The 25,371-nt window shown below is 74.5% G+C and carries 23 protein-coding genes, 3 tRNA genes and 1 pseudogene; 18 read left to right on the top strand and 9 right to left on the bottom strand.

The genetic code is table 11. The features are described 5' to 3' along the window. Positions 1 to 278 precede the first annotated feature (278 nt). Entirely contained in the window at positions 279 to 1,859 is a 1,581-nt protein-coding gene (cimA, locus tag DER29_RS04455) for a citramalate synthase (RefSeq protein ID WP_121396156.1), read from the top strand. Positions 1,860 to 1,907: 48 nt separating this feature from the next. Here cimA and DER29_RS04450 read toward each other — a convergent pair whose 3' ends face one another. Together DER29_RS04450 and DER29_RS34065 are read right to left on the bottom strand one after the other, a co-directional pair. Next, entirely contained in the window at positions 1,908 to 2,855 is a 948-nt protein-coding gene (locus DER29_RS04450) for an endonuclease/exonuclease/phosphatase family protein (protein ID WP_199729402.1), read from the bottom strand. Positions 2,856 to 3,136: 281 nt separating this feature from the next. Next, on the bottom strand, positions 3,137 to 3,304 hold the full coding sequence (locus DER29_RS34065; RefSeq protein ID WP_158618962.1) for a hypothetical protein: 168 nt from the start codon (positions 3,302 to 3,304) through the stop codon (positions 3,137 to 3,139). On the opposite strand from DER29_RS34065, the gene DER29_RS04445 reads away from it, so the two are divergent. The 7 genes from DER29_RS04445 to arfB all read left to right on the top strand — a co-directional run bounded on the left by DER29_RS04445 (position 3,303) and on the right by arfB (position 8,885). Continuing rightward, on the top strand, positions 3,303 to 3,830 hold the full coding sequence (locus DER29_RS04445) for a hypothetical protein (RefSeq protein WP_121396155.1): 528 nt from the start codon (positions 3,303 to 3,305) through the stop codon (positions 3,828 to 3,830). The genes DER29_RS34065 and DER29_RS04445 overlap by 2 nt on opposite strands. Before the next feature lie 278 nt (positions 3,831 to 4,108). Next, positions 4,109 to 5,158, top strand: coding sequence for a MoxR family ATPase (locus DER29_RS04440; protein WP_121396154.1), 1,050 nt, complete (start codon positions 4,109 to 4,111; stop codon positions 5,156 to 5,158). Between the two features lie 29 nt (positions 5,159 to 5,187). Further along, positions 5,188 to 6,174, top strand: coding sequence for a DUF58 domain-containing protein (locus DER29_RS04435; RefSeq protein ID WP_199729401.1), 987 nt, complete (start codon positions 5,188 to 5,190; stop codon positions 6,172 to 6,174). Further along, positions 6,171 to 7,130 carry a VWA domain-containing protein gene (locus tag DER29_RS04430; RefSeq protein ID WP_121396152.1) on the top strand — a complete coding sequence of 320 codons (960 nt, stop codon included), beginning with the start codon at positions 6,171 to 6,173 and terminating at the stop codon, positions 7,128 to 7,130. Before DER29_RS04435 ends, DER29_RS04430 begins: the two co-directional genes overlap by 4 nt. 44 nt (positions 7,131 to 7,174) lie before the next feature. Next, positions 7,175 to 8,038: a S1C family serine protease gene (locus DER29_RS04425; protein ID WP_121396151.1), complete on the top strand. Its 864-nt coding sequence runs from the start codon at positions 7,175 to 7,177 to the stop codon at positions 8,036 to 8,038. A gap of 109 nt (positions 8,039 to 8,147) precedes the next feature. Further along, positions 8,148 to 8,450, top strand: a complete 303-nt coding sequence (locus tag DER29_RS04420; RefSeq protein WP_121396150.1) for a hypothetical protein — start codon at positions 8,148 to 8,150, stop codon at positions 8,448 to 8,450. Positions 8,451 to 8,459: 9 nt separating this feature from the next. After that, complete coding sequence (gene arfB / locus DER29_RS04415) at positions 8,460 to 8,885, top strand: alternative ribosome rescue aminoacyl-tRNA hydrolase ArfB (RefSeq protein WP_121396149.1); 426 nt, start codon at positions 8,460 to 8,462, stop codon at positions 8,883 to 8,885. Positions 8,886 to 8,904: 19 nt separating this feature from the next. Here the strand turns inward: arfB and DER29_RS04410 are convergent, their stop codons facing one another. After that, positions 8,905 to 9,798, bottom strand: a complete 894-nt coding sequence (locus DER29_RS04410; RefSeq protein WP_121396148.1) for a 3-methyladenine DNA glycosylase — start codon at positions 9,796 to 9,798, stop codon at positions 8,905 to 8,907. Positions 9,799 to 9,832: 34 nt separating this feature from the next. After that, positions 9,833 to 11,116: a hypothetical protein gene (locus DER29_RS04405; RefSeq protein WP_121396147.1), complete on the bottom strand. Its 1,284-nt coding sequence runs from the start codon at positions 11,114 to 11,116 to the stop codon at positions 9,833 to 9,835. A gap of 193 nt (positions 11,117 to 11,309) precedes the next feature. Here DER29_RS04405 and DER29_RS04400 point away from each other — a divergent pair, with 193 nt between their 5' ends. The 4 genes from DER29_RS04400 (at position 11,310) to DER29_RS04385 (ending at position 13,043) form a co-directional block, all read left to right on the top strand. Further along, positions 11,310 to 12,113: a fumarylacetoacetate hydrolase family protein gene (locus DER29_RS04400; RefSeq protein WP_121396146.1), complete on the top strand. Its 804-nt coding sequence runs from the start codon at positions 11,310 to 11,312 to the stop codon at positions 12,111 to 12,113. 108 nt (positions 12,114 to 12,221) lie between these two features. Continuing rightward, positions 12,222 to 12,293, top strand: a tRNA-Gln gene (locus DER29_RS04395). 133 nt (positions 12,294 to 12,426) lie between these two features. After that, a tRNA-Glu gene (locus tag DER29_RS04390) sits at positions 12,427 to 12,499 on the top strand. A gap of 471 nt (positions 12,500 to 12,970) precedes the next feature. Continuing rightward, positions 12,971 to 13,043 (top strand) — tRNA-Glu (locus DER29_RS04385). Positions 13,044 to 13,463: 420 nt separating this feature from the next. Here DER29_RS04385 and DER29_RS04380 read toward each other — a convergent pair. Further along, positions 13,464 to 14,150, bottom strand: coding sequence for an IclR family transcriptional regulator (locus tag DER29_RS04380; protein WP_121396145.1), 687 nt, complete (start codon positions 14,148 to 14,150; stop codon positions 13,464 to 13,466). Between the two features lie 49 nt (positions 14,151 to 14,199). Between DER29_RS04380 and leuC the strand changes: the two genes are divergently transcribed. The 4 genes from leuC to DER29_RS04360 all read left to right on the top strand — a co-directional run bounded on the left by leuC (position 14,200) and on the right by DER29_RS04360 (position 19,214). After that, positions 14,200 to 15,648 carry a 3-isopropylmalate dehydratase large subunit gene (leuC, locus tag DER29_RS04375; protein ID WP_121396144.1) on the top strand — a complete coding sequence of 483 codons (1,449 nt, stop codon included), beginning with the start codon at positions 14,200 to 14,202 and terminating at the stop codon, positions 15,646 to 15,648. A 12-nt stretch (positions 15,649 to 15,660) separates the two neighbouring features. Continuing rightward, positions 15,661 to 16,248, top strand: a complete 588-nt coding sequence (gene leuD, locus DER29_RS04370; RefSeq protein WP_121396143.1) for a 3-isopropylmalate dehydratase small subunit — start codon at positions 15,661 to 15,663, stop codon at positions 16,246 to 16,248. Between the two features lie 172 nt (positions 16,249 to 16,420). Continuing rightward, positions 16,421 to 17,107, top strand: coding sequence for an HU family DNA-binding protein (locus tag DER29_RS04365; RefSeq protein WP_199729116.1), 687 nt, complete (start codon positions 16,421 to 16,423; stop codon positions 17,105 to 17,107). A gap of 130 nt (positions 17,108 to 17,237) precedes the next feature. Continuing rightward, a complete protein-coding gene (locus DER29_RS04360) occupies positions 17,238 to 19,214 on the top strand; it encodes an endonuclease/exonuclease/phosphatase family protein (RefSeq protein WP_121396141.1) in 1,977 nt (658 codons plus the stop codon). A 52-nt stretch (positions 19,215 to 19,266) separates the two neighbouring features. Here the strand turns inward: DER29_RS04360 and DER29_RS04355 are convergent, their stop codons facing one another. The 4 genes and pseudogenes from DER29_RS04355 to cofC all read right to left on the bottom strand — a co-directional run. After that, positions 19,267 to 20,250, bottom strand: a complete 984-nt coding sequence (locus DER29_RS04355; protein ID WP_121396140.1) for an NUDIX hydrolase — start codon at positions 20,248 to 20,250, stop codon at positions 19,267 to 19,269. 24 nt (positions 20,251 to 20,274) lie between these two features. Continuing rightward, positions 20,275 to 22,605 carry an RNA degradosome polyphosphate kinase gene (locus DER29_RS04350; RefSeq protein ID WP_121396139.1) on the bottom strand — a complete coding sequence of 777 codons (2,331 nt, stop codon included), beginning with the start codon at positions 22,603 to 22,605 and terminating at the stop codon, positions 20,275 to 20,277. A 53-nt stretch (positions 22,606 to 22,658) separates the two neighbouring features. Next, the gene (locus DER29_RS35065) at positions 22,659 to 22,856 is read right to left on the bottom strand and encodes a cold-shock protein (protein ID WP_233600006.1); all 198 of its coding nucleotides are present in this window, start codon (positions 22,854 to 22,856) and stop codon (positions 22,659 to 22,661) included. A gap of 18 nt (positions 22,857 to 22,874) precedes the next feature. After that, a pseudogene (gene cofC, locus DER29_RS04345) lies at positions 22,875 to 23,510 on the bottom strand (2-phospho-L-lactate guanylyltransferase); the annotation flags it as partial. Between the two features lie 128 nt (positions 23,511 to 23,638). On the opposite strand from cofC, the gene DER29_RS04340 reads away from it, so the two are divergent. Beyond that, positions 23,639 to 24,376 carry a 1-acyl-sn-glycerol-3-phosphate acyltransferase gene (locus DER29_RS04340; protein WP_121398996.1) on the top strand — a complete coding sequence of 246 codons (738 nt, stop codon included), beginning with the start codon at positions 23,639 to 23,641 and terminating at the stop codon, positions 24,374 to 24,376. Next, complete coding sequence (locus tag DER29_RS04335; RefSeq protein WP_121398994.1) at positions 24,373 to 25,371, top strand: NAD(P)H-dependent glycerol-3-phosphate dehydrogenase; 999 nt, start codon at positions 24,373 to 24,375, stop codon at positions 25,369 to 25,371. The genes DER29_RS04340 and DER29_RS04335 overlap by 4 nt, the downstream gene beginning before the upstream one ends.

Here is a 25,371-nt window from a genome sequence, read left to right as displayed (position 1 = left end):
CGTTTCCGCCGGATGGCGGCCGGGTGACTTGTGAAGTCGATCACGAGCGGCGGGTTGTGCCGGCGACCCGGCCACCCGTGCGGTACCGGGACCCTCCGTCACCGTCCCGCCATGTGGATTACGCCTCCCAAAACCGGGTTCCAAGTGGCAGAGTGGCGATCGTGACCAGCACCGACCTGATTATTCGCAGCTAGCGCGCCGGCCTCCCCTCCGCCGAGCGCGCAGACCTCCCGCATCCGCCGGGGGGTCTTTTTGTTGCTCCCCGAAAGGACTCCCTGATGACGTTCCAGGTGTACGACACCACGCTGCGCGACGGCGCCCAGCGCGAGGGGCTCAGCTACTCGGTGGTCGACAAGCTCGCGGTGGCCCGCCTGCTCGACGAGTTCGGGGTCGGCTTCATCGAGGGGGGCTGGCCGGGCGCCGTGCCGAAGGACACCGAGTTCTTCCGGCGGGCGCGCACCGAGCTCGACCTGAAGCACGCGCTGCTGGTCGCGTTCGGGGCCACCCGGCGGGCCGGGGTGGCCGTCGGCGATGATCCGCAGGTCCGCGGCCTGCTCGACGCGCAGACGCCGGCGATCGCCCTGGTCGCCAAGGCGGACCTGCGGCACGTCGAGCGGGCGCTGCGCACCACCGCGGCCGAGAACCTGGCGATGGTCCGCGACACGGTGGCGCACCTGGTGGCCGAGGGGCGGCGGGTCTTCGTCGACGGGGAGCACTTCTTCGACGGCTACCGGTCCGACCCGGCGTACACGGCCGCCGTCGTGGAGACCGCCCTCGCCGCCGGCGCCGAGCGGGTGGTGCTCTGCGACACCAACGGCGGGATGCTGCCGTCCCAGGTCACCGCCGCCATCGCCGACCTGACCGCGCGGCTCGGGGTCGGCCCGGAGCTGCTCGGCATCCACTGCCAGAACGACACGGCCTGCGCGGTGGCCAACACCGTCGCCGCCGTGGAGGCGGGGGTGCGCCACTTCCAGGGCACCGCCAACGGCTACGGCGAGCGCCCCGGCAACGCCGACATCTTCGCCGTGGTCGCCAACCTCCAGCTCAAGCTCGGGCTGCCCGTCCTACCGGAGGGCTGCCTGGGGCAGATGGTGCGGGTCGCCCACGCCATCGCCGAGATCGCCAACATCGCCCCCGACACCCACCAGGCGTACGTCGGGGCCGCGGCCTTCGCCCACAAGGCGGGGCTGCACGCGAGCGCGATCAAGGTGGATCCGCTGCTCTACAACCACGTGGACCCACAGGTGGTGGGCAACGACATGCGGATCCTCGTCACCGAGATGGCCGGCCGGGCCAGCGTCGAGCTCAAGAGCCGTGAACTCGGCCTGGACCTGGCCGGCCATCCGGAGGCGCTGTCACGGGTCACCCGGCGGGTCAAGGAGCTGGAGGCCGGCGGCTGGTCGTTCGAGGCCGCCGACGCGTCGTTCGAGCTGCTGGTCCGCTCGGAGCTGGACACCGCCCCCGCCAGGCCTTTCGCGCTGGAGTCGTACCGGGTGCTGGTCGAGCACCGGGAGGACGGCGCGGTGGTCTCCGAGGCGACCGTCAAGATCCGCGTACGCGGGGAGCGGGTGATCGCCACCGCCGAGGGCAACGGTCCGGTCAACGCCCTGGACGAGGCGCTTCGGGTCGGGCTGGCCCGGCACTACCCGGAGCTGCGCGACTTCGAGCTGGCCGACTACAAGGTGCGGATCCTGGAGGGCACCCACGGCACCGGCGCGGTGACCCGGGTGCTGCTGGAGACGGTCGACGGCAGCAACCGCGACTGGACCACGGTCGGCGTGCACCCCAACGTCGTCGAGGCGTCCTGGCACGCCCTCGTCGACGCGCTCACCTACGGCCTCGACCGCGCCCGGGTCTGAGCCGCCCCGGCCACCCGCGCCACCGGCGGCGGCGGGACGGCCCGGGCGTCACCGCGCCGGGAGGCGCAGCTCGGCCAGGACGGCGCGGTGGTCGCTGCCCCGCACGCGGTGCACGCTGACCGCCCGCACCGCGATCCGCCGGTCGACCAGCACGTGGTCGATGGTCACCGGCGGGATGGGGTCCCCGTCGTACGGGCCCCAGGTGCCGACCAGGCCCGCGCCGGCCTGGTCGGCCGCGTCGACGTAGCCGGTGTCCAGCAGGGCGCGCAGCGGGGAGTGGTCGAGGGTGGCGTTGAAGTCGCCGGCGAGGATCCGCAGCGGTCCGTCCGGGGTGGCGGGCGGCTGCGCCGCCAGGTCGGTGCGCCAGTGGCCGACCTGGTCCACCGCGTACGGGGCCGACGGGTGTGCCGACTCGACCCGGACCGCCGGCGCCCCGGGGACCGCCACCGTGCCGTAGGCCTGGTCGAAGCCCCAGCCGCCGCGATTGTGCCGGACGCCGCCGTCGCTGATCGGGAACCGCGCGTAGAGGCCGGAGCCGACGGTGCCGATCTGCGGATGGAGCTGCCGGTGGGGGAGCAGCCCGGGCAGGCCGAGCCGGTCCAGCTCCGCCTCGGCGTCCGGGGTGAACTCCTGCACGGCGAGCACGTCGACCCGGTGCCGCCGGACCAGGTCGACCAGCGCCCGCGCGTCGCCGGCCCCGGCGAGCAGGTTGGCGGTCAGCAGCCGCACCGTCGGCCCGGTGGCCGAGGGCTGGCCGGACGGCAGCGCCCGGGGCGCCACCACGGCCACCAGGACCGCCGCGACCAGCGCCGCGGCCACCGCGGGCGCGCGGCGCCGCAGGGCGAGCGCGAGCACCAGCGGCAGCAGGCTCCCGGCGGCGGCGTACGGCGTGAAGGCGAGCAGCTGCACCAGCGGTCCCCGGTCGAGCCCGCCCAGCCGTACCGCCGCCCAGGCGACCCCGGGTGCGACGGCGGCCCAGCAGAGTGCGGTGCGCAGCCGCGCCGCCCGGCGACCCGTCGCCGGCCGCGCGGTCTCGATGATCACGGCTGGAGGGTAGCGTCTCCGCGCCCGTCCGGCGGTACCGGACGCGCGCCCACGCCGGACGGCCCGGACGCTTCCGCATCGCGCATTCGTGAATGGCCCAGCGCTCGCTTCTCACAATTCGGCGACCTCAGATGAAGCGATTGGCCCAGCGAGATCAACTATTGACGCCCGGCATTTTGCAGTGCTACCTTCCAGTGGGTTGAGACGTCGAAACTCTGAGTAGTAATAGCTGCTCAGAGCCGGTGAAAAATCGTTGAAGCGGCAACATTAAAGGTGCGGCCTGAAGGCGTGATCTCCAGGCGGTTGTCGCTATTTCCCCGGCCCGAAAAATGGAAATCAACCGTCCCGCGTTCGGTGGGACCGGTCGAATCCGCACGGTCAACAAAAGGGAGACCTGTCATGACCACACTCTTCCGACGCAAGGCGGTGGCGGTGGCGTTCGCCGCGCTGGCGCTCACCCTGGCCGGGGGCGGGATCGCCGTCGCCCAGCCGGCGGCGCAGGCGCCCGCCGAGGTCGCCCAGCCGGCCGCCCGCCAGCCCGGCTCCGGCAGTCAGCCGGCGGTGACCCCCGCCGAGGCCCGCAAGGCCAAGGCCGCGCTGGCGCAGGGCCCGTCCGCGCTGGCGACGGCGCCGGGCACCGTCGCCTCCGCCGTCGTCACCAGCGGCGGCACCCTGCTCCGCGGCTCCCCCGAGGTGGTCTCCGCCACCCGGTACGGTCCCGGGGAGTACCAGGTGCTGTTCAACTACAACGTCTCGCTGAAGACGTTCGTGGCCACCATCGGCACCACCGACCCGTACAACGTGCCCCCGGGCGGCGAGATCTCCGTCGCGCCACGGCTCCAGACGCCGAATGCGGTCTTCATCCAGACCCGCAGCTCGTCGGGGAACGTGGCCGACCGGCCGTTCCACCTGGTCGTCGCCAACTGAGCACCCGCTGACGACGCCGGCCCCCATCTCGTGTGGGGGCCGGCGCCGCACCGTCCCGCCCCGCCCGCCCCTTCGCAGGTCGATCATGCGGTTGTGGTGGGAGTTATGCCCCGAATGCGCCTTGTGTGGGCACCACAACTGCGTGATCGACGCCCGCTCGGGCGTGCCCGTTCCGTCACCGCCCGACCGGGAAGCTCGTCCCGGTTCGGGCCCCTTAGGGCCGCCCCGGCGCCGATAATCCGACGTTTGTCCGACCGCCGGCACGGGAAGCAAGCACCGTGACGGACATCTCGGACACCCTGGCCAGCGTGCCCAGCCCGGCCGATCCCGATGCGACCCCGGCCGACCTGGAACAGACGCTATTCGAGGTCAAACGCGTGATCGTCGGGCAGGATCGGCTCGTCGAGCGCCTGCTCACCGCCCTCATCGCGGACGGGCACTGCCTCCTGGAGGGCGTGCCCGGGGTGGCCAAGACGCTCGCCGCGCAGACCCTGGCCACCGTGGTGGGCGGCACCTTCTCCCGGATCCAGTTCACCCCGGACCTGGTCCCCTCCGACATCGTCGGCACCAGGATCTACCGCGCGTCGCGCGAGGACTTCGACATCGAGCTGGGCCCGATCATGGCGAACCTGGTGCTCGCCGACGAGATCAACCGGGCCCCGGCGAAGGTGCAGTCCGCCCTGCTGGAGGCGATGGCCGAGCGGCAGGTCTCCATCGGCGGGCACAGCTATCCCGTGCCCGAGCCGTTCCTGGTGCTGGCCACCCAGAACCCCATCGAGTCGGAGGGGGTCTACCAGCTGCCGGAGGCGCAGCGCGACCGGTTCATGATGAAGGTCGTCGTCGACTACCCGAGCGACGCCGACGAACTCGCCATCCTCTACCGGATGAGCGCCGACCGGCCCGTCGCCCGGCGGGTGCTCGACCCGCAGCGACTGCGGGACCTCCAGGCCCGCGCCGCCCACGTCTTCGTGCACCACGCGATCGCCGAGTACGTGGTTCGGCTGATCTTCGCCACCCGCGACCCCGGCCGGTTCGGCCTGCCCGAGATCGCCCCGCTGCTCGCGTACGGGGCCAGCCCCCGGGCGACCCTCGGCCTGGTGCGCGCCGCGCGGGCCCAGGCGCTGCTGCGCGGCCGCGGGTACGTGCTGCCCGAGGACGTCCGCGAACTCGCCGTCGACGTGCTCGCCCACCGGCTGGTGCTCTCCTTCGACGCGGTCGCCGACGGGGTGGCCGCCGAAGCGGTCATCCGGCGGCTCGTGGAGGCCGTGCCGCCGCCCCGCGTCGCCACCGCCCACCCGGAACACGCGGCCGACCTGGCGGCGGCATGAGGTGGCGCGGGGCCACCGCGCCGGCCCCCGTGCCGGCCGACCCGGGACTGGCCGACCTCACCGCGGACCGTCGCCTGCGCCGGCTGGAGCTGACCGTCACGCGCCGCCTCGACGGGCTGCTGCACGGCCGGTACCGCGGCCTGCTGCCCGGGCCCGGCAGCGAGACCGCCGGCAGCCGGGAGTACCGGCCCGGTGAGGACGAGGTACGCCGGATGGACTGGGCGGTGACCGCCCGCACCACGGTCCCGCACGTGCGCGAGGTCGACGCCGACCGGGAACTGACCACCTGGCTGCTGGTCGACGCGAGCCCCAGCATGGAGTACGGCACCGCCGAGCTGGACAAGCGTGAGCTGGCCGTGGCCGCCGTCGCGGCGGTCGGCTTCCTCACCGGCGGCGTGGGCAACCGCCTCGGCGCGCAGGTGCTCGGCCCGGACGGGCTGCGCCGGTTCCCGCCCCGCAGCGGGCGTACCCACCTGTTCGGGCTGCTCCGGGCCCTGCTGGCCGCCCCGCGCGTCGGCGGCCACGACGGGGACGGACCGGTGCCGGCGGGCCCCGACCTGGCCGACGGGCTGGCCGCCGTGCACCGGGTGGCGCTGCGCCGCGGCCTCGTCGTGGTGGTCTCGGACTTCCTCGACGGGCTGCCCGACGAGGAACGGCAGGCGCCGTCCTGGGAGGCGCCCCTGCGCCGCCTCGCCGCACGGCACCAGGTGCTCGCCGTGGAGGTCACCGACCCCCGGGAGCTGGAGTTGCCCGACGTCGGCCTGGTCACCCTCGTCGACCCGGAGACCGGGCGGCGGCGCGAGGTCTGGACCGGCGACCGCGCGCTGCGCGAGCGCTACGCCGCCGCCGCGACCGCCCAACGCGAGCAGGTACGCCAGGCGCTGCGCCGCAGCGGGGCCACGCACCTGCCGCTGCGCACCGACCGGGACTGGGGCGCCGACATCGTGCGGCACGTGCACGCCCAGCGGCGCCTCGCCGCCGCCCCGGCGCGGGCGGCCCGGGGAGGTGCGGCGTGATCTGGCAGTCGCCCGTCCGGCTCTGGCTCCTGCTCGGGGTGCTCGCCCTGGCCGTCGGCTACCTGCTGATGCAGCGCCGACGCAGCCGGTACGCCGTCCGCTTCACCAACCTGCGGCTGCTCGACCGGGTCGCGCCGCACCGCCCCGCCTGGCGGCGACACGTGCCGGCCGGGCTCTTCCTGGCCATGCTGGCGCTGCTGGTGGTGGGCTTCGCCCGGCCCACGGCGGAGGTCCGGGTGCCCCGCGAACGGGCCACGGTGATGGTCGCCGTCGACGTCTCCACCTCGATGCTCGCCGGCGACGTGGAACCGGACCGGCTCAGCGCCGCCAAGGAGTCCGCCCGGCGCTTCGTCGACGGCCTGCCGGACGAGTTCAACGTCGGGCTGGTCGCCTTCGCCGGCAGCGCGGCGGTGCTGGTGCCGCCGAGCACCGACCGGGAGGCGCTGCACGAGGGCATCGAGCGGCTGGTCGAGGGGGCCACCGGCGTGCAGGGCACCGCCATCGGCGAGGCCATCAGCACCTCGCTCGGCGCGGTGAAGGGCTTCGACAGCCAGGCGGCGAAGGATCCGCCGCCGGCCCGGATCATCCTGCTCTCCGACGGGGCGAACACCTCCGGCATCGACCCGATGGAGGCGGCGTCCGAGGCGATCGACATGGAGGTGCCGGTGCACACCATCTCCTTCGGCACCCCGGGCGGCACCGTGGACCGGGGCGGCCGGCCGATCCAGGTGCCCGTCGACGGGCAGACCCTGCGCGCGGTCGCCGAGGAGACCGGCGGCGTGTTCCACGAGGCCAGCACGAGCGACGAGCTGCGCGCCGTCTACGAGGACATCGGCACCTCGGTGGGCTACCGCACCGAACGGCAGGACGTCTCGGCCCGCTTCATCGGGCTCGGGCTGATGTTCGCCATGGGCGCCGCGGCCGGCTCGATGCGCTGGTTCGCCCGGCTGCCCTGAACCTGTCCGGCCACCGTCGAGAAGGACACGTGAGGAGCGTACGCATGGCAGTGCAGACCGGGCTGGGCGAACCGCGCGGCCCCTGGTTCATCTCCCCGGAGCTGGATCCGGACGGGCGGGCCCGGTGGGACGGGCCCGGACCGGACGGTGGTCCGGGCCGGTGGCACCCGCGCGGGCGGGTGCTGGCGGCGCTGGCGGTGGTGGCCCTGTCGACCGCCTCCGGCGCGGTGGCCGGCGGCATCGTTGCCGGCCGCGACGACGCTCCGGGCCCGGCGGCGGCCTCGGCGGCCCCGGTCCCGGCGGAGCTGGTGACCGCCGCCGGCAAGACCGTGCCGGGGGTCGTCTCGGTGCTGGTGGGCGGGGCCGGCGGCGCCTCGGCCACCGGCTCCGGCTTCGCCGTCGACGACCAGCAGCACATCATCACCAACGACCACATCCTGGCCAAGGGGCGCGGCGGCTCGGTGACGGTGGAACTGCCCGACGGGCGGCGGTTCGCCGCCGAGGTGGTCGGGCGGGAGCCGCGTAGCGACCTCGCCGTGCTCCGGGTGCCGCCGTCGGCCGGCCTGGCGGCGTTGCCGCTGGCCAAGCCGGGATCCACCCGGGTGGGGGAGCCGGTGCTGGCGGTCGGCTCGCCGCTCGGGCTGCCCGGCACCGTCACCGCCGGCATCGTCAGCGCCCTGGACCGGCAGGTACGCCTCGGCGACAACCGGCACACCGCCGTGCAGACCGACGCCTCGATCAACCCGGGCAACTCGGGCGGCCCGCTGGTGAACGCGCGCGGCGAGGTGGTCGGGGTGAACACGGCCATCGCCACGATCGACGGCAACGGCTCGATCGGCATCGGCTTCGCCATCCCCATCGAACAGGTGCAGCAGACCGCCGACACGATCATCGGAAAGGGCGGCTGAGCTGCGATCTTGCCCCGTCGGACCGCTCGGGAATGTGAGAACTGTCGGATACCCGGCGCGAAATGATCGGCCAATGGAAATATCACGCTGAGTATGGATACTGGCGTGGGTGGAGCGTCCTGAAATCGTGGTCCTCCTGCTGGTGGGCCTGTTGATCGGTACCGGTGTGGGGTCGGCGTACGCCCGGGCACGACGCGGGTGGGCCGACTACCAGACCGTCAGGAAGACCGTGCCCGGCGCCCGGCGCGCCGCGTGGCTGCTGATCAAGGTGGCCACCACGAAGATCGGGGTGATCGCCCTGCTGCTGGTGGGCGCGGTCGCGTACGCCGCCGCCGGCTCCGACGGCAGTCCCGCCCCACCGGGGGAGACCCCGAGCCCGGCCGCGACCCCGAGCGACCGGCAGGGGCGCTAGCCTCGGGGGGTGGACGACGGACTGCGGGTGAACGACCGGTGGACCGTGCCCGCCGCCGAGCTGCGGGAACGCTTCTCCCGTTCGTCCGGGCCCGGTGGGCAGGGCGTCAACACCACCGACTCGCGGGTCGAGCTGAGCTACGACCTGGCCGCCTCGCCCGGCGTGCCCGAGCCGCTGCGGGCGCGGGCGCTGGAGCGGCTCGCCGGCCGGCTGGTCGACGGCGTGCTGACCGTCACCGCCAGCGAGCACCGGGCGCAACTGGCCAACCGGGAGGCCGCCCGGGAACGGCTGGCCGCGCTGCTGCGCGAGGCCGCCGCCCCACCGCCCCCGCCCCGCCGGCCCACCCGCCCGTCGCGCGGCGCGAAGGAACGCCGGCTGGCCGAGAAGAAGCGCCGGTCACAGCGCAAGCGCGACCGCCGCGTCGACGGCGACTGACCCGGAGCGGGTCGGCCGCTCACCCGTCGACGGTCGACAGCAGCCGGTCGCACTCGGCGACCAGGCGCGCCCGCAGCGGTGCGGCCCGCTCCGCGAACGACCGCTGCGCCCGCACGTACTCGTGCCGGCCCTCGACGGTCTCCACCCGCACGGGTGCGTAGCCGAGGGCGCTCAGGTCGTAAGGCGAGGCGCGCATGTCCAGCGTGCGGATCTCCCGGGCCAGCTCGAACGCGTCCGCGACCAGTTCGCTCGGCACCAGCGGGGACAGCTTGTAGGCCCACTTGTAGAGGTCCATGTTGGCGTGCAGACAGCCCGGCTGCTCGTGCGCGTGCTGCGTCTCGCGCGTCGGGCTGAGCAGGTTCAACGGCCGGGCCGGCGCGGTGAAGAACCGGAACGCGTCGAAGTGGCTGCACCGCACGCCGCGCTCCTCCACCAGGGCGGCGGTCCGCTCCGGGCTGAGCCGCAGCGGCCAGGCGTTGTGGCGTACCTCCTCCTGGGTCTGCCGGTAGACCATGGCCCACTCGTGCATCCCGAAGCAGCCGAGGTGCGCGGGCCGGTCGGCGGTCGCCGCGAGCAGCGCCCGGATCCACCCGATCGACTCGGCGCGCCGCGCGCGTACCGCCTCGGTGTCGAGGGTGACCCCGGCGGCGGTGGCGCGGTAGTCCCGGCCGAACCCGGCGGGGTCCGCGTCGCGCAGCACCACCCCGGCGCCGGGGTGCCAGCGGCGCAACTGGGCCGGGCGGTGCGAGTAGTAGGTGAAGAGGAAGTCCTCCACCGGGTGCTTTCCGCCCTGCCGGCGGCGCGCCAGGTGCGGGGTGAGCCAGGTGTCGACCCGCTCCTCGTGCGCCCTGCGCCGGGCCTGCCAGCGCGCCGCGTCGAGCACGGCGGCGGTCGGGGCGAGGGCGGCGGTCACGGACCCCAGGGTACGACCGCCGCCCGGCGTCCCGTCAGGGCACGTCCACCCGGACCCCGGCGGAGAACACCCCGCTGCGCAGCTCCAACTGCTCCGGCGGCGCCTGTCCGTCGACGGTGAAGACCAGCGGCAGCACCGTCCGGCTGCCGGCCGCCATCGGCTGGGCGAAGACGTCCCGGCCCTGGTTGGCCGTCCGCGTCGCCTGCTCGTCGGTGCTGACGAAGTTGCCGTCGGGCAGGTAGGCCCGTTGCAGCCGGCCGTGCCAGCTCTGCTGCTCCGGGGTGAGGTTGCGCACCCCGACCGTGGCCTCGCACTGCCGGGCCGCCGCGCCGGGCTCGCACGCGACGCGGTACACGGTGAACTCGAACGCCGACTCGCGCAGCGGCTCACCGACGGTCCCGTTGACCCCCTGACCCACCCACGCGCCGCTGGTCGGCTGGCTGCCGGTGTCGACGGCGGCGACCTCCCGGGTGGCCGTCCAGGCCGCCGTCCCCACCGTGCCGGCGAGCACGGCGGCGGCCACCGGGACGATCAACCAGACGGACGGCTTGCGGCGGACCTGTTCCGGTCGCGGCACGGCCGGGCGCGGGTAGACCGTCCCCGGCCCCTCGCCGGAGAGGGCCGCGGCGACCGGCCGGCGGCGCCGGCGCCAGGTCCAGGCCCCGCCCACCGCGAGCACCGCCACCGTGGCGAGCCCGGCCAGCAGCACCGGCGTCCGGCGCCACGGCGGCGCCTCGGAACGCTCGGGCGCGGCGGCCGGCACGCCCGCGCTCCAGGTCGCGGTCGCGCAGTCGTACGGCCGGCTGCCGTCCCGGGCGAAGGCACAGGCCGGCGCGGTCATCGGCCGGGCCGGGGCGGCGGTGCTGAGCGCCGTGCCCAGGGTGGTGGTGCTGCGGGCGGGAAGCTTCAGCTGCCAGGTCACCTCGGTGGCCGACTGCCCGGCGCCCCGGGTGGCCCGACCCCCGTCGGTGATGGCGGTCGCCGAGGCCCCGGGCGGCAGCTCCTGCCGGACCGTGGTGTCCACCGGCGTACCGCCGCTGTTGCGGACCTGGATCCGGTAGCGCGGCGCCGGCGAGCGCTCCGGCACCACCGCGACCGTGACCGGCGGCTTCGCCACCGGCGGGGCGGCCCGGGTCGGGGTGGGCACCGCCGGCGGCGCCGATGGCATCGCCGGCTCCGGGGTCGGCGCGAGCACCGGTGGTGGCGGCGCGGCCGCCGCGGGTGGGGCCGCCGTGGGCAGTGCCGGCACGGCGGCGAGAATGCCGAGGCAGTGTACGAACACTGCGAGGGCCCTGTGGTGTCGTGTCGATGCAGGCATACGAACGAACCTCCGGAGCCGACGCTAGGGGCGCGACGACGCCGGGCGGGTACGAAGTCGCGAACTCCGCCCCCGCGAGCGGGCGCTGGCGTAGGGTGCGCCCTCGCGGGTCTGCGGGCGTGCCGCCGGCCGTGCCGGTGCGCCTCCCCGCGGCCTCGGCCGGGGCGCGGGTCGCCGGGGCTAGATTGGCCTGGTGCGTATCGCTCGTTTTGCTCATGCCAAGGGAATGTCGTTCGGGGTCGTCGAGGGCGAGCCGGAGGCGGGCCCGCAGGGCCTGACCGTCGCCGAGATCGAGGGCCACCCGTTCGGGCAGATCACCTTCAGCGGTGCCCGTTGGGCGCTGTCCGACGTCCGCCTGCTCTCGCCGATCCTGCCCAGCAAGGTCGTCTGCGTCGGCCGCAACTACGCCGAGCACGCCGCCGAGCACGGCAGCGAGGTGCCGAAGGAGCCGCTGCTCTTCCTCAAACCGTCCACCTCCGTGATCGGGCCCCGCGACGCGATCCGGCTGCCGATCTTCTCCAAGCAGGTCGAGCACGAGGCCGAGCTGGCCGTGGTCATCGGCGCGCCGGGCGCCCGCCGGGCCGACCGGGCCGCCGCGGAGCGGGCCATCTTCGGCTACACCTGCGCCAACGACGTCACCGCCCGGGACCTCCAGCGTTCCGACGGCCAGTGGACCCGCGCCAAGGGCTTCGACTCGTTCTGCCCGATCGGGCCGTGGATCACCACCGGGCTCGACGTCCGCGACCTGGAGATCCGCTGTGAGGTGGGTCGCAATCCCGAGGAGATGGAGGTCCGCCAGCTCGGCCGGACCAGCGACATGGTCTTCGACGTGCCGGCCCTGGTGTCGTACGTCTCGCACGTGATGACGCTGCTCCCCGGCGACGTGGTGCTCACCGGCACGCCGGCCGGGGTTAGCCCACTCCTGGACGGGGATACGGTCACCGTGCGGATCGAGGGGATCGGGGACCTGACCAACCCGGTGGTACCCGTCGCCTGATCCGCGTCGAGGCCCCGTTTCCGCAGTTCAGGGGCGGTTTGGGGGGGCTCGATTTGGCCTGCTGGCACCGGGAGGGTAAAGTTTGATCCCGGCACCGCAAGGGGCCAATGGGGTATGGGGTAATTGGCAGCCCGACTGATTCTGGTTCAGTTAGTCTAGGTTCGAGTCCTGGTACCCCAGCGCAGCCGAGGTTCGGAAGAGCTTCGGGCGCTGGATCTCGTAGGAGACGACTCCGGTTCCCGGCAGGGGATCGGGGTTCTCTCTGATAGAGTCCAGCGGCACCGTTCTGCGGAGCGGTGCCGCAAGTAGTTCTGGCCCCGTCGTCTAGCGGCCCAGGACGCCGCCCTCTCAAGGCGGTAGCGCCGGTTCGAATCCGGTCGGGGCTACATCTCGAACGGCCCGTTCCACTCCGGTGGGGCGGGCCGTTTCGCATGTCCCGCGTCGTGCCGTCGGCCCAGCGGACACCCGACTGGCAGGCGGTCGCGCGGCCCTGCCGCCCGCTGGCGTTGACCACTGGGTGGTCCCGGTGGCGCTGGCCACTGGGCGGGCTTGATGGTGCTGGCCGCTGGGCGGGCGAGACCTGGTTCCGCTGGCTGGCTCGGCCCGACTGCTCGACTTCTCGACTGTGTTGACCTGTGAGGGCTCCCGCCAGGTTGACCTGTGAGGGCTCCCGCCAGTGCCCTTGCAGACCCCGTCTCGGCGAACCCGATCCGGGTCGGTTCGATTTCGCCGAACCGGTCTTGACTGGTCGATCCCGGTCGGGCCGGCATCGGTCGCCCCGATTTCCGTCCCCCGAGGGGACGCCGCTAGACTACAGCCGCACCGCTCGGAAGGGTGGTGGAAGCAGTGAAAGTCTTGGCCCCGTCGTCTAGCGGCCCAGGACGCCGCCCTCTCAAGGCGGTAGCGCCGGTTCGAATCCGGTCGGGGCTACATCTGGAACGGCCCGTCCCACCCCGGTGGGACGGGCCGTTCCGCATCCCGCCCTCCACCCACCCCCACCTTCGAGCGGTGATCATGAGGTTGGCGGTGAAGATGATCTCTAACCCTGCCGCCAACCTCATGATCACCGGTGCGGGGCGTCCGGGTCGGGCTGTCGGGGCCAGGTCGGGCTGTCCGGGCCGGGCCCGGCTGTCCGGGCCGCCCGGGCTGGGCGGTGGCCCCTGGCGCCGTGGCGCTCCGAATCGGGCGATCAAGAAGTTTGCGTCCAGATTTGGCGCCGGACCAGACGCAAACTTCTTGATCGCCCGGCAGTTGCGCGCTGGCCTGGACGGCAGGGCAGGGCCGGGGTGGGCGCAGGCAAGCCGCAGGGCAGGGCAGGGGTGGCGTAGGTAGGCGGGCAGGGGTGGTGGGTCAGAGGCCGGAGAGGCGTTGGCCGGCTCGGACCACGGCCATCGCGTGGCGTTCGCCGGGGCGGCGTCCGAGGCGCTCGATCGGGCCGGAGATGCTGAACGCGGCGATGACCCGACCGGTACGGTCGCGGATCGGCGCCGAGACGCTCGCCACACCGGCCTCGCGCTCGGCGACGCTCTGTGCCCAGCCCCGGCGGCGTACCTCGGCCAGGGTGCGGCCGGTGAACTTCGACCGGGGCAGTAGCGGCATCACCGCCTCCGGCGGCTCCCAGGCGAGCAGGATCTGCGCCGCGGAGCCCGCCGTCATCGGCAGCACCGAGCCGACCGGCACGGTGTCCCGCAGGCCGCTGGCCCGCTCGGCGGCGGCCACGCAGATGCGCTCGTCGGCGCGGCGCAGGTAGAGCTGGGCGCTTTCGCCCGTCGCGTCCCGGAGCGCCGCCAGCAGCGGCTCCGCCGCCGTCAGGAGCACGTCCGGCGCGGCGTTGGCGAGCTCACCCAGGCGCGGGCCGGGACGCCAGCGCCCCTGGGTGTCCCGGACCAGCATCCGGTGGATCTCCAGCGCCTGTGCCAGCCGGTGCGCGGTGGCCCGGGGCAGCTTGGTGCGTTCAACGAGTTCGGCCAGGCTGGCGCCGTCGACGCAGGCGGCCAGGATGACCACCGCCTTGTCGAGAACGCCGACACCGCTCATACTGTGTCCCACAAGCCGAAACTTACCTCCCAGAATTTAGGATGTCCAGATGGTGGGAGTCACTACTACCGAGCCGAGGACCCTGGCCGAGAAGGTCTGGGACGCGCACGTCGTGCGGTCCGCCGAGGGCGAGCCCGATCTGCTCTTCATCGACCTGCACCTGCTGCACGAGGTGACGAGCCCGCAGGCCTTCGACGGGCTGCGCCTCGCCGAGCGCCGGGTGCGCCGCACGGACCTCACGCTCGCGACGGAGGACCACAACACCCCGACGGGGTACGCCGACCCGTCGTTCCAACGGCGGCGCGGCGACCTGCTCACCATCGCCGACCCCACCTCGCGTACGCAGATCGAGACGCTGCGCCGCAACTGCGCCGAGTTCGGTGTGCGGCTGCACCCGCTGGGTGACGAGAACCAGGGCATCGTGCACGTCATCGGCCCGCAGCTCGGCGTCACCCAGCCCGGCATGACCATCGTCTGCGGGGATTCGCACACCGCCACCCACGGCGCGTTCGGCGCGCTCGCGTTCGGCATCGGCACGAGTGAGGTCGAACACGTGCTGGCCACCCAGACGCTGCCGCAGAGCCGGCCGAAGACGATGGCGGTGAACGTGACGGGGCGGCTCGCCCCCGGGGTCACCGCCAAGGACCTGGTGCTCGCGCTGATCGCCCAGGTGGGTACGGGCGGCGGCCGTGGGCACATCGTCGAGTACCGCGGCGAGGCGATCCGGTCGCTGTCCATGGAGGGGCGGATGACGATCGCCAACATGTCCATCGAGTGGGGCGCCAAGGCCGGCATGATCGCGCCGGACGAGACCACCTTCGCGTACCTGAAGGGGCGGCCCAACGCCCCCAAGGGCGCCGACTGGGACGCGGCGCTGGCCTGGTGGCGGACCCTGCCCACGGACGAGGGCGCGACCTTCGACGCCGAGGTGACCCTGGACGCCGGCGCGGTCACCCCGTTCGTGACCTGGGGCACCAACCCGGGCCAGGGCGCGCCGCTGAGCGCGGTGGTGCCCACGCCCGAGGAGTTCGTCACCGAGGCCGAGCGGACCGCCGCCCGGCGCGCGCTGGAGTACATGGACCTGCGTCCCGGCACCCCGCTGCGGGACCTCGCGGTCGACGTGGTCTTCGTCGGCTCCTGCACCAACGGCCGGCTGGAGGACCTCCGGGCCGCCGCCGACGTGCTGCGCGGGCACCGGGTCGCCGACGGGGTGCGGATGCTGGTCGTACCCGGTTCCGCCGCCGTCCGCGAGGCGGCCGAGGCGGAGGGGCTGGACAAGGTCTTCAGCGACGCCGGCGCCGAGTGGCGCTTCGCCGGCTGCTCCATGTGTCTGGGAATGAACCCGGACACGCTCTCGCCGGGCCAGCGCTCCGCCTCCACCTCCAACCGCAACTTCGAGGGCCGCCAGGGCCGGGGCGGACGCACCCACCTGGTCTCCCCGCCGGTCGCCGCCGCCACCGCCGTGGCGGGCCGGCTGGCCGCTCCCGCCGACCTGTAGAAGGGCACCCAGATGGAGAGGTTCACCACCCACACGGGCACCGCCGTGCCGCTGCGGCGCTCCAACGTGGACACCGATCAGATCATCCCCGCCGTGTACCTCAAGCGGGTGACCCGGACCGGTTTCGCGGACGGCTTGTTCAGCGCCTGGCGCGAGGACCCGGAATTCGTGCTCAACGATCCCGTCCATTCCGGTGCGTCGATTCTTGTGACCGGTCCGGAGTTCGGCACCGGCTCCTCCCGCGAGCACGCCGTCTGGGCGCTGCGCGACTGGGGCTTCCGTGCCGTGATCGCACCCCGTTTCGGCGACATCTTCCGGGGCAACGCCCTCAAGGAGGGTCTGCTCCCGGTCGAGCTGGAATTGAAGGCGATCGAGCAGATCTGGGACCTGGTGGAGGCTGACCCGACCACCCCGGTCACCGTGGACCTGACCGCCCGCGAGGTGCGTGTCGGCGAGGCCACCTGGTCGTTCCCGATGGACGACTTCAGCCGCTGGCGGCTGCTGGAGGGCTTGGACGACATTGGACTCACCCTCCGCCACGAGCCGGAGATCAGCGCCTTCGAGGCCACCCGGCCGCCGTTCCTGCCCTCGATCGCATAGCCGTACGCCCGATCCCACAGCGGTTTCCGCCCCCGCCGGTCTCACCGGTGGGGGCGAATCCGTTGCGACACAAGGGCTTTTTTCGACCGAATGTTTGTGTCCCGGCAGCACAGGGCATACCGTGCGCGCAGAATGGCTCGCGTCGAGTCAGTTGCACAATCGGGAGGAAGTCGTGAACAAGGCCGAGCTCATCGAGGCGCTCGCCGTTCGCCTGGGGGACCGGAAGACGGCGACGGCCGCGCTCGACGCGGTCCTCGCTGAGGTCCAGGCGGCGGTCACCAAGGGCGAGAAGGTGGCGATCACCGGATTCGGAGCGTTCGAAAAGCGCGTCCGGGGCGCCCGAACAGCGCGCAACCCGCGGACCGGCGAGGCGGTGAAGGTCAAGAAGACATCCGTCCCGACCTTCCGGCCCGGCGCCGGATTCAAGGAGATGGTGGCCAGCGGCAAGGTGCCGAAGGCCACGGCGGCGGCGAAGAAGACCACGGCGGCCGCCGCCAAGACCACGTCCGCCGCCAAGACCACCGCGGCGGCCAAGACGACGGGTGCCAAGGCCACCGGGGCGAAGGCCACCGGAGCCAAGGCGACCGGGGCGAAGGCCACCGGGGCCAAGGCGGCGGGCGCGAAGGCGACCGGGGCCAAGGCGACCGCGGCGGCCAAGAAGGCCCCCGCGGCGAAGGCGACCAAGACCACCGCGGCGAAGAAGACCGCGACCACCAAGGCCGCCCCGGCGAAGAAGACCACCGCGGCGACCAAGTCCACGGCGGCGAAGAAGACCGCCGCGACGGCGAGCAAGAGCGCGGCGGCGAAGAAGGCGCCGGCCAAGAAGGCGCCGGCCAAGAAGGCCGCGACCAAGCGCTGAACCCAGCGGTACGGCAAGGGCGTCCACCGACGGTGGGCGCCCTTCGTCGTGTCAACCCCCAGCCGTTGACCCCGACCGTGCCCCGCCCGCAGAATCGCCGCACCCCTTCCGGTCGGCGAAAGGCAGCCCGGTGCGCTACCGCCACCTCACCACCGTCACCCTCGCCCTGGGCGCCGTGCTCCTGGTCGACGTGCTGCGCGTCTTCCTGCCGGCGGTCATCACCATCTTCGGTCAGGCCGCCTCGACCCCCGCCGAACTGCTGGGGGCGTTCGCGTTCGGCTGGTTCCTGCTCGCCCTGGCCGCGCCCGCGCTGATCCGTCGGGTGGGCGCCCGCCCCGTCACGCTCTTCGCCGCGGTGCTGCTGGTGCTGGCGCGGCTCGCCGTCAACGGCCAGCCGGGCGGGCGGCTCCAGCTCTGGCTCGCCACGGCCGGGCTGCTCGCCGGGCTGGTCTGGCTCGCCGGTGTCGCCGCCGGCACCGACCGCCCCGTGCCAGGGTTGGCGCTCGGGCTGGCGGTCGGCGCCCTGCTGCACACGGTGCTGGACACGTACCGCTCGGCGTTCTTCGGGGACTGGCCGGCGTGGCTGGCGGCCGTCGGGGTCGCGGGCCTCTTCCTCGCGGGGCAGGCACGGCCCGCGTCGCCAGCCGGCGCGGGCGGCGTACGGAGCTGGCTGCTGGCCGGGCCGGCGCTGCTGCTCGCCGGCATGGTGGCGCTCTCCCCGGCGGTCGCCCGGACGGCGACGTCGTACCAGTTCGGCCTGCTGCGGTCGGATCCCGCCGACGAGGTGGGCGTGGCCACGGTGCCGCTGTTCGGCCCCGCCCCGCTCGCCGTGGCGGTCGGCGGGTTCCTGCTCGCCGCGCTGGCCCCGCCCCGCCGGGGCGCCTGGCGGTGGCTCGGGCCGGCGGCCCTGGTCGGCGGGGCCGTCCTCGTCGCCCTCGGCCGCGGGGAGTTGCTGCTGCCGGCCGTCCTGCTCACCGCCGTCGGTCTCGGCGCGTGCCTGGCGTCGGCCGGCGCGGCCGACGGACGGGGCGGCAACGGCGCCGACGAAGCCCGGGCCCAGGTCTCCGACGGCGGCGGGCCGGACCCGACCCGGGCGGCCGGCGGCGGGCACGACCCGGCACGGGCGGCCGGGCGACGCGGGTACGCCGCCGTCGCCGGGATGCTCGTCTTCGCCGTCGCGGCGGTGGCCTACTACTCCGCCTACGACCTCGGCCACCCCAACGCCTGGGTGCCGGTGGCGGTGGCGGTGCTGGTCGCCGCCGTCGCCCTGGCGACCCGGCCCACCCCGGGGCCGGTCCGGTCGCCGTTGCCGCCGGTGTGGACGGCCGCCTCGGCCGCCGTACTGACGCTGCTGGCCGCGGTCGCGAGCGACGAACTGCTGTCCGCGAGCAACCGGGAAGGGCCGCCGGAGACGGTGCGGGTGGCGGCGTACAACGTCCGGATGGGCTTCGGGATGGACGGCCGCTTCGACCCGGACGCGCTGGCGCGGGCCGTCGCCGGGGCCGACGTCGTGGCACTCAGCGAGGTGGACCGGGGCTGGCTGCTCAACGGCGGCCACGACACGCTCGACCTGCTGGCGGAGCGGTTGGACATGCCGTACGTCTTCGCGCCGGCCGCCGATCCGCTCTGGGGCGACGCCGTGCTGAGCCGGTGGCCGCTGGACGCGGCGCGGACCCGGCCGCTGCCGGCGGTCGGGGCGCCCACCGGGGCGCAGGCCCTCGGCGTCACCGTCGACCTCGGCGCGGGCGTCCGGCTCGCGGTGGTCGCCACCCACCTGCAACCGCCGCCCGGCGAGGACCCGGTGGTCCAGGCCCGCGCGGTCGCCGACTTCGCCGTGCGGTACGCGGCCGGCCGGCCCCTGGTGGTCGCCGGCGACCTGAACACCGAGCCGGGCGACCCGGCGTTCGTCGAGTTCACCCGGGCCGGTCTGGTCGACGCGCTGGCCGCCGCCCGCCCCCTGCCGACCAGCCCGGCGAACGCCCCGCGCCAGCAGATCGACCACGTCTTCGTCACGCCCGACCTGGCCGCCGGCGACGCGGCGGCCCCGTCCGGGACGGCCAGCGACCACCTGCCGGTCGCGGTGACGCTGACCCTGCCGCCGGCCTGACCCGCCGCCCGCCGGGGCGGTCAGGAACGCCGGGGCGCCCGCGGTCGCGCGGTCAGAGGCGGTCGCCGGCGAGTAGGCGGTCACCGGCGAAGGCGAGCAGCCAGCCGCCGCCCTTCGGGGTGGTGAAGTCGCCCGGCCGCCCGCTGAGTCGGGCCAGGGCGCCCGGGATCACCTTGCCCTGGCTGCACACCCCCACCGGCTCGCCGGTGGCCGCCAGGGCGGCCAGGCGGGCGGCGGCGGCCAGCGCGCACTCGTCGGGCTGCTGGCCCGGCCGAGGCTCGTCCAGGTCGCCGTCGACCTCGATCGGCAGGTCGAGCAGCGCCGCCGCCGGGTCGAGGGTCTGTACGCAGCGGCGGGCCGAGGCCGACAGCAGGCGTACCGGCCGGACCAGCGCCACCAGCGGGGCGAGCGCGTGGGCCTGTGCCCAGCCCCGGGCGTCGAGCGGCCGGCCGGTGTCCGGGCCCGACCAGGTGGCCCGCTTGCCGGCGTGGGCGTGCCGGACCAGCGCCACCGTCGCGGTGACCGTCGGCAGGGCCGCGAACGCGGCAAGCACCTCGGCGTCGTGCGGGTAGCTGACCAGCCGGATCGCCTCGTCCACGCCGAGCCAGCGCACGTCGTCGACCTCGGTGGCCGGTTGGAAGCCGCCGGTGGCCGCCGCCCGCATCGACCAGTAGTCGACCACCTTCGGGCGGCCCTCGCTGCGGTAGCGCACGGTGGGCAGCCGCACCTGCGGCACCGCCCGGACGTCGGTCTCCTCGGCCACCTCCCGCACGGCGGCGCGCAGCGGATGCTCGCCCGGCTCCAGCTTGCCCTTGGGCAGCGACCAGTCGCCGTAGCGGGGCCGGTGCACGAGGCAGACCAGCACCCCGCCGCGCGGCACGGCGGCCGTGCTCCCCGCGGCCGGTCCCTCGACCGGCCCGGGGTCGTCGGCGGGGCGCCACACCACACCGCCCGCCGCCCGGATCGGGGGCGTGGCGTCGGGGAACCCGGCCAGCCGACCCCGGCCGGGGCCGGCCGCGTCCCGCTCATCCAGCATCAGGTCAGCCTATGCGGGTACCGGTCAGCCCGCCGTGCCACCGACGCGACGCAGCAGCAACTCCTGGAGATGGACCCGCGGCTCCTCCGCCGTGCCGGTACGCCGGCTCCAGGTGCCGTCCGCCGCCAGCTCGAACGCGTCCACGTCGGGGCTCATCGCGGCGCTCATCACGTGGTCCAGCTCGGCCCGGGCGACGGGGTCGCTCACCCGCACGAGCGCCTCGACCCGGCGGTCCAGGTTGCGGTGCATCAGGTCCGCCGAGCCCATCCAGAACTCGGCGTCGCCGTTGTTGCCGAACCGGAAGATCCGGGAGTGCTCCAGGAACCGGCCCAGGATCGAGCGGACCCGGATGTTCTCCGACAGGCCGGGCACCCCCGGTCGCAGCGTGCACATGCCCCGGATCACCAGGTCCACGTGGACGCCGGCCCGGGAGGCCCGGTAGAGCGCGTCCGTGATCTCCTCGTCGACCAGCGAGTTGACCTTGATCTGCACGAGCCCGGGCATGCCCAGCCGCACGTGCGCGATCTCCCGCTCGATCCGTTCGATCAGGCCGCGGCGGATGCCCTGCGGCGCCACCAGCAGCCGGCGGTACGCGGTCTGCCGGCTGTAGCCGGTGAGGACGTTGAACAGGTCGGTCAGGTCGGCCCCGATCTCCGGGTCGGCGGTGAGCATGCCGAAGTCCTCGTAGAGCCGGGCGGTCTTCGGGTGGTAGTTGCCGGTGCCGATGTGGCAGTAGCGACGGATCTGGTTGCCCTCCTGGCGTACCACCAGGGCGGTCTTGCAGTGCGTCTTGAGCCCGACCAGGCCGTAGACGACGTGGCAGCCGGCGCGTTCCAGCTTGCGCGCCCAGCCGATGTTGGCCACCTCGTCGAAGCGCGCCTTCAGCTCGACCAGCACCACCACCTGCTTGCCGGCGGCCGCCGCGTCGACGAGCGCGTCCACGATCGGGGAGTCGCCGCTGGTGCGGTAGAGGGTCTGCTTGATGGCCAGCACGTCCGGGTCCGCGGCGGCCTGCTCGATGAAGCGCTGCACGCTGGTGGCGAACGAGTGGTACGGGTGGTGCACCAGGATGTCGCCGTCGCGCAGGGTCGCGAACACGCTGCGCGGCACCTCGCCCTCGGTGAGGCGGGGATGGGTGGCCGGCACGAACGGCGGATCCTTCAGGTCCGGCCGGTCGGCCTCGTCGTAGAGCTGCCAGAGCGCGGAGAGGTCGAGCAGGCCGGGCACCCGCAGCACCTCCTGGTCGTGCATGTCCAGCTCGCGCACGAGGGTTTCCAGCACGTGGTCGGAGATCGAGGCGGCCACCTCCAGCCGGACGGGCGGGCCGAACCGGCGCCGGGCCAGCTCCCGTTCCAGGGCCTGGAGCAGGTCCTCGTCGCGGTCCTCGTCGACCTCCACCTCGGCGTTGCGGGTGACCCGGAACAGGTGGCACTCGACCACCTGCATGCCGGAGAAGAGCTGCCCCAGGTGCACCGAGATCAGGTCCTCCACCGGCAGCATCCGCACGCCCGGCAGGCTGCGGTGCACCCGGACGAAACGGGGCACGTTGTTCGGCACCTTCACCCGGGCGAAGAACTCCGAGCCGCCGTCCGGGTCGCGCACCGCCACCGCGAGGTTGAGCGACCGCCCGGAGATGTACGGGAAGGGATGCGCCGGGTCCACCGCCAGCGGGGTCAGCACCGGGAAGATCTGCTCCCGGAAGTACGCGCGCAGCCGCTCCCGTTCGGGGTCGTCCAGGTCGGCCCAGCGCAGGATCCGGATGTCCTCGGCGGCCAGCTTCGGCAGCACCTCGTCGGTGAAGCAGGCCGAGTGCCGGGCGACCAGCGTGGCGGCCTTCCCGGCGACCAGTTCCAGCTGGGTGCGCAGCGGCATCCGGTCCCCGCCGCGGACCGGCAGGCCGGCCTGGAGCCGGCGCTTCAGCCCGGCGACCCGCACCATGTAGAACTCGTCGAGGTTGCTGGCGAAGATGGCCAGGAACTTGGCCCGCTCCAGCAGCGGCGTGCGCGGATCCTCCGCGAGCGCCAGCACCCGGGCGTTGAAGTCGAGCCAGGAGAGCTCCCGGTTGAGGAAGCGGTCCTCCGGCAGCGGCTCCGCCGTGGGGGGCTCGTCCCCGAGGTCGGGCGCGGGCGGCGTCGCCGCCGCCGCTTCGGCGGGCGGGCCGGGCGCCGGGTCCAGCACCTCCTCCAGGCCGGCGGAGGCGCTCGCCGCGTCGGTCCCGGCGGCGTCCGGCGCGGAGCCTCCGGCGGGTGCGTCGGCGTGGAAGCGGCCGTCGGCGCCCCGGGACCGGGTGCCGTTGCGGGGGGCGGCCGGGTCGGTGGACGGGCGGCTGGCGGAGGGCTTGCGAGGGGTGCTCACCTGCCCATAATCACCCGGATGCGGTTAACGCAAAATGAACTTCGACCAGCCGCTCAGGCCATCGTCGGCAATGTCACCCGGACCACCGCGCCGGTGGCGTCGGTCTCGACGCGCAGCCGCTGGCCGAGGCGGAGCAGCCGCAGGCCGGAGGCGTCGAACGCCCGGGCCGGGAAGGCCAGCTCGGTGCCGTCGTCGAGGAGCAGCGTCCCGCTGCGGGTCGCCGCGTCGTAGGTGGCCACCGTGCCCTGCATGCCCCGCACGCTACACGCCCCTGAGGCCGGGCAGCCGGCGGCCAACGCGGCCGTGCGGGGCCCCAGCCCGAGCCGGGCCGCCGCCGCCAGGTCGTCGGCGGTGTCCACGTCCCGACGCAGGCTCGGCCAGTCCCCGGTGAGGGCGAGCGCCCCGCTCGCGGCGTGCGCGTCGGCCGAGCCGACCCCGAAGCGGGGATCCAGGGCCACGCCCGGCGGCGCGGCCAGCAGCACGGTGCCCTGGCCGGGGGCGTCGGCCACGTACCTGCGTACGCCCGGGGGCGCGGCCTGCGCCGCCCGCAACGCCGCCGCCAGCTCGGCCGGGCGCAGCGCGGGCAGGTCGGCGGTGAGCCCGGCCACCCAGCCGCCGCCCGCGGCCGACGCGCCGTGCCGGAAGGCGGCGTTCAGCCCGGCGCCGGGGGCGTCGGGCAGCGTCCGGGCGCCCGCGCGCCGGGCGGCCTCGGCCACCCGGGCGTCGTCGGTGACGACCAGCACCCCGGCCACCGCCGGGCAGGCCCGCACCGCGGCGACCGTGTCGGCGGCCAGGGCCAGCGCCAGTTCCTCGTGCGGTACGGCCGGCAGCGCCCCCCGCAGCCGGCTCTTCGCGGCGGCGAGGCGCTTCACGGGCACCACCACGGTCCACCTCGGCTGACTCACACCGCCATCCTGCCAGCCGTACGGCGGTACCCTCTCTGGCCGGACCCGGGTCGAGCAGGCATGATTTCCGCTGCGGGCGTCACCGGGTGCGGATCCGGTGCGGGTCGGGGCGGCACGAGGAGGCGCGGGTGACACGGCGGAGGCTGGGGTTCTGGCAATGGTTCGCCGTGGTGCTGGTCAAGCCGGTGATGACCGTCTGGACCCGGCGCACCTGGCGCGGCATGGAGCACCTGCGCCGCGACGGCGGCGTGATCATCGTGCCGAACCACATCTCGCACGCCGACCCGCTCGTCGCGGCGCACTTCGTCTACGACTCCGGACGCTGGCCGCAGTTCCTCGGCAAGGCCAGCGTGTTCCGGGTCCCGGTGGTCGGTTGGATCCTGCACCGGTGCCGGCAGATCCCGGTCGAGCGGAACACGGTGGACGCGGTGCGGTCGCTGGAGCACCTCGTCGCCGCGCTCGACCAGGGCGGCGCCGTGGTGATCTACCCGGAGGGCACCATCACCCGCGAACCGGAGCTGTGGCCGATGAAGGGAAAGACCGGCGCCGCCCGGCTCGCGCTCGCCACCGGGGCGCCGGTCGTCCCGGTCGTCATGTGGGGCCCTGAGCGGATCTTCGACCCGCGCCGGTCCCGACTGAACCCGCGCCCCCGGATCCCGGTGACCGTGGTCGCCGGGCCGCCCGTCGACCTGGGCCGGTGGGCCGGGTCGACCCCGACGAAGGCCGTCCTCGAGGAGATGACCGACACCATCATGCTGCGCCTTCGTGACATGCTCACCGAGATCCGGGGCGGCACCCCGCCACCACTGTGGGAACGGACGGCCCGCCCTGCCGGCGAGCGGCGGCGGCCGGAGGCGGCGGCGTGAGCGGGCACGTCGCGGTCCTGGGTGCCGGCTCGTGGGGCACCGCGTTCGCCAAGATCCTCGCCGACGCCGGTCGGGACGTCACCGTCTGGGCCCGCCGGCAGGCGGTCGCCGACACGATCCGCGCCGAGCGGCGCAACCCGGAGTACCTGCCGGACGTGCTGCTGCCGTCCCGGGTCACGGCGACCGGGGACGCGGCCGAGGCGATCACCGGGGCGGAGGTGGTGGTGCTGGCCGTGCCGTCGCAGACGTTGCGCGGCAACCTGGCCGAGTGGACCGCGCACCTGCACCCCGACGCCACCCTCGTGTCGCTGATGAAGGGCATCGAGCTCGGCACCACCAGGCGGATGAGCGAGGTGATCGTGGAGACCGCCGGGGTGGCGGCGGACCGGGTGGTGGTGGTCTCCGGCCCCAACCTGGCCCCGGAGATCGCCGCCGAGCAGCCCGCCGCGACCGTGGTCGCCTGCACCGACGCCGACCGGGCGACGCTGGTGCAGCGCTCGATCACCACGCCCTACTTCCGCCCGTACACCAACGACGACGTGATCGGCTGCGAGCTGGGCGGCGCGGTGAAGAACGTGATCGCCCTGGCGTACGGCATCGCCGTGGCGATGGGCTTCGGCGACAACACCCGGGCCATGCTCGTCACCCGGGGACTGGCCGAGACGGCCCGGCTCGGGGTGGCCCTGGGCGCCGACCCGCTCACCTTCGCCGGCCTGGCGGGGATGGGCGACCTCGTCGCGTCCTGCTCGTCGCCGCTGGCCCGTAACCGCACCTTCGGCGAGCACCTGGGCCGGGGCGCGACCCTGGAGGAGGCCCGCGTCGCCACCCGGCAGACCGCTGAGGGCGTCAAGAGCGCGCTGGCCCTGCGCGACCTGGCCCGGGCGCACGCGGTGGAGATGCCGATCACCGAGCAGGTCGAGCTGGTCTGCCACGAGGGCATGGACCCGCGGCTCGCCGTCGAGGCGCTGATGAGCCGCACCACCAAGCCGGAGTGA

Origin of the sequence: Micromonospora sp. M71_S20, assembly GCF_003664255.1 — a bacterium.
Classification (GTDB): domain Bacteria; phylum Actinomycetota; class Actinomycetes; order Mycobacteriales; family Micromonosporaceae; genus Micromonospora.
The sequence above is the reverse complement of the archived record's forward strand: the minus strand, read 5'-3'. Positions and strand labels throughout refer to the sequence as shown.

Bases quoted from the DNA above. Each gene is read 5' to 3' on its own strand.
- cimA (WP_121396156.1), top strand. From the start codon at position 279: ATGACGTTCCAGGTGTACGACACCACGCTGCGCGACGGCGCCCAGCGC.
- DER29_RS04445 (WP_121396155.1), top strand. From the start codon at position 3,303: ATGACCACACTCTTCCGACGCAAGGCGGTGGCGGTGGCGTTCGCCGCG.
- DER29_RS34065 (WP_158618962.1), bottom strand. From the start codon at position 3,304: ATGACAGGTCTCCCTTTTGTTGACCGTGCGGATTCGACCGGTCCCACC.
- DER29_RS04425 (WP_121396151.1), top strand. From the start codon at position 7,175: ATGGCAGTGCAGACCGGGCTGGGCGAACCGCGCGGCCCCTGGTTCATC.
- DER29_RS04405 (WP_121396147.1), bottom strand. From the start codon at position 11,116: ATGCCTGCATCGACACGACACCACAGGGCCCTCGCAGTGTTCGTACAC.
- DER29_RS04380 (WP_121396145.1), bottom strand. From the start codon at position 14,150: ATGAGCGGTGTCGGCGTTCTCGACAAGGCGGTGGTCATCCTGGCCGCC.
- leuC (WP_121396144.1), top strand. From the start codon at position 14,200: ATGGTGGGAGTCACTACTACCGAGCCGAGGACCCTGGCCGAGAAGGTC.
- leuD (WP_121396143.1), top strand. From the start codon at position 15,661: ATGGAGAGGTTCACCACCCACACGGGCACCGCCGTGCCGCTGCGGCGC.
- DER29_RS04355 (WP_121396140.1), bottom strand. From the start codon at position 20,250: ATGCTGGATGAGCGGGACGCGGCCGGCCCCGGCCGGGGTCGGCTGGCC.
- DER29_RS35065 (WP_233600006.1), bottom strand. From the start codon at position 22,856: ATGCAGGGCACGGTGGCCACCTACGACGCGGCGACCCGCAGCGGGACG.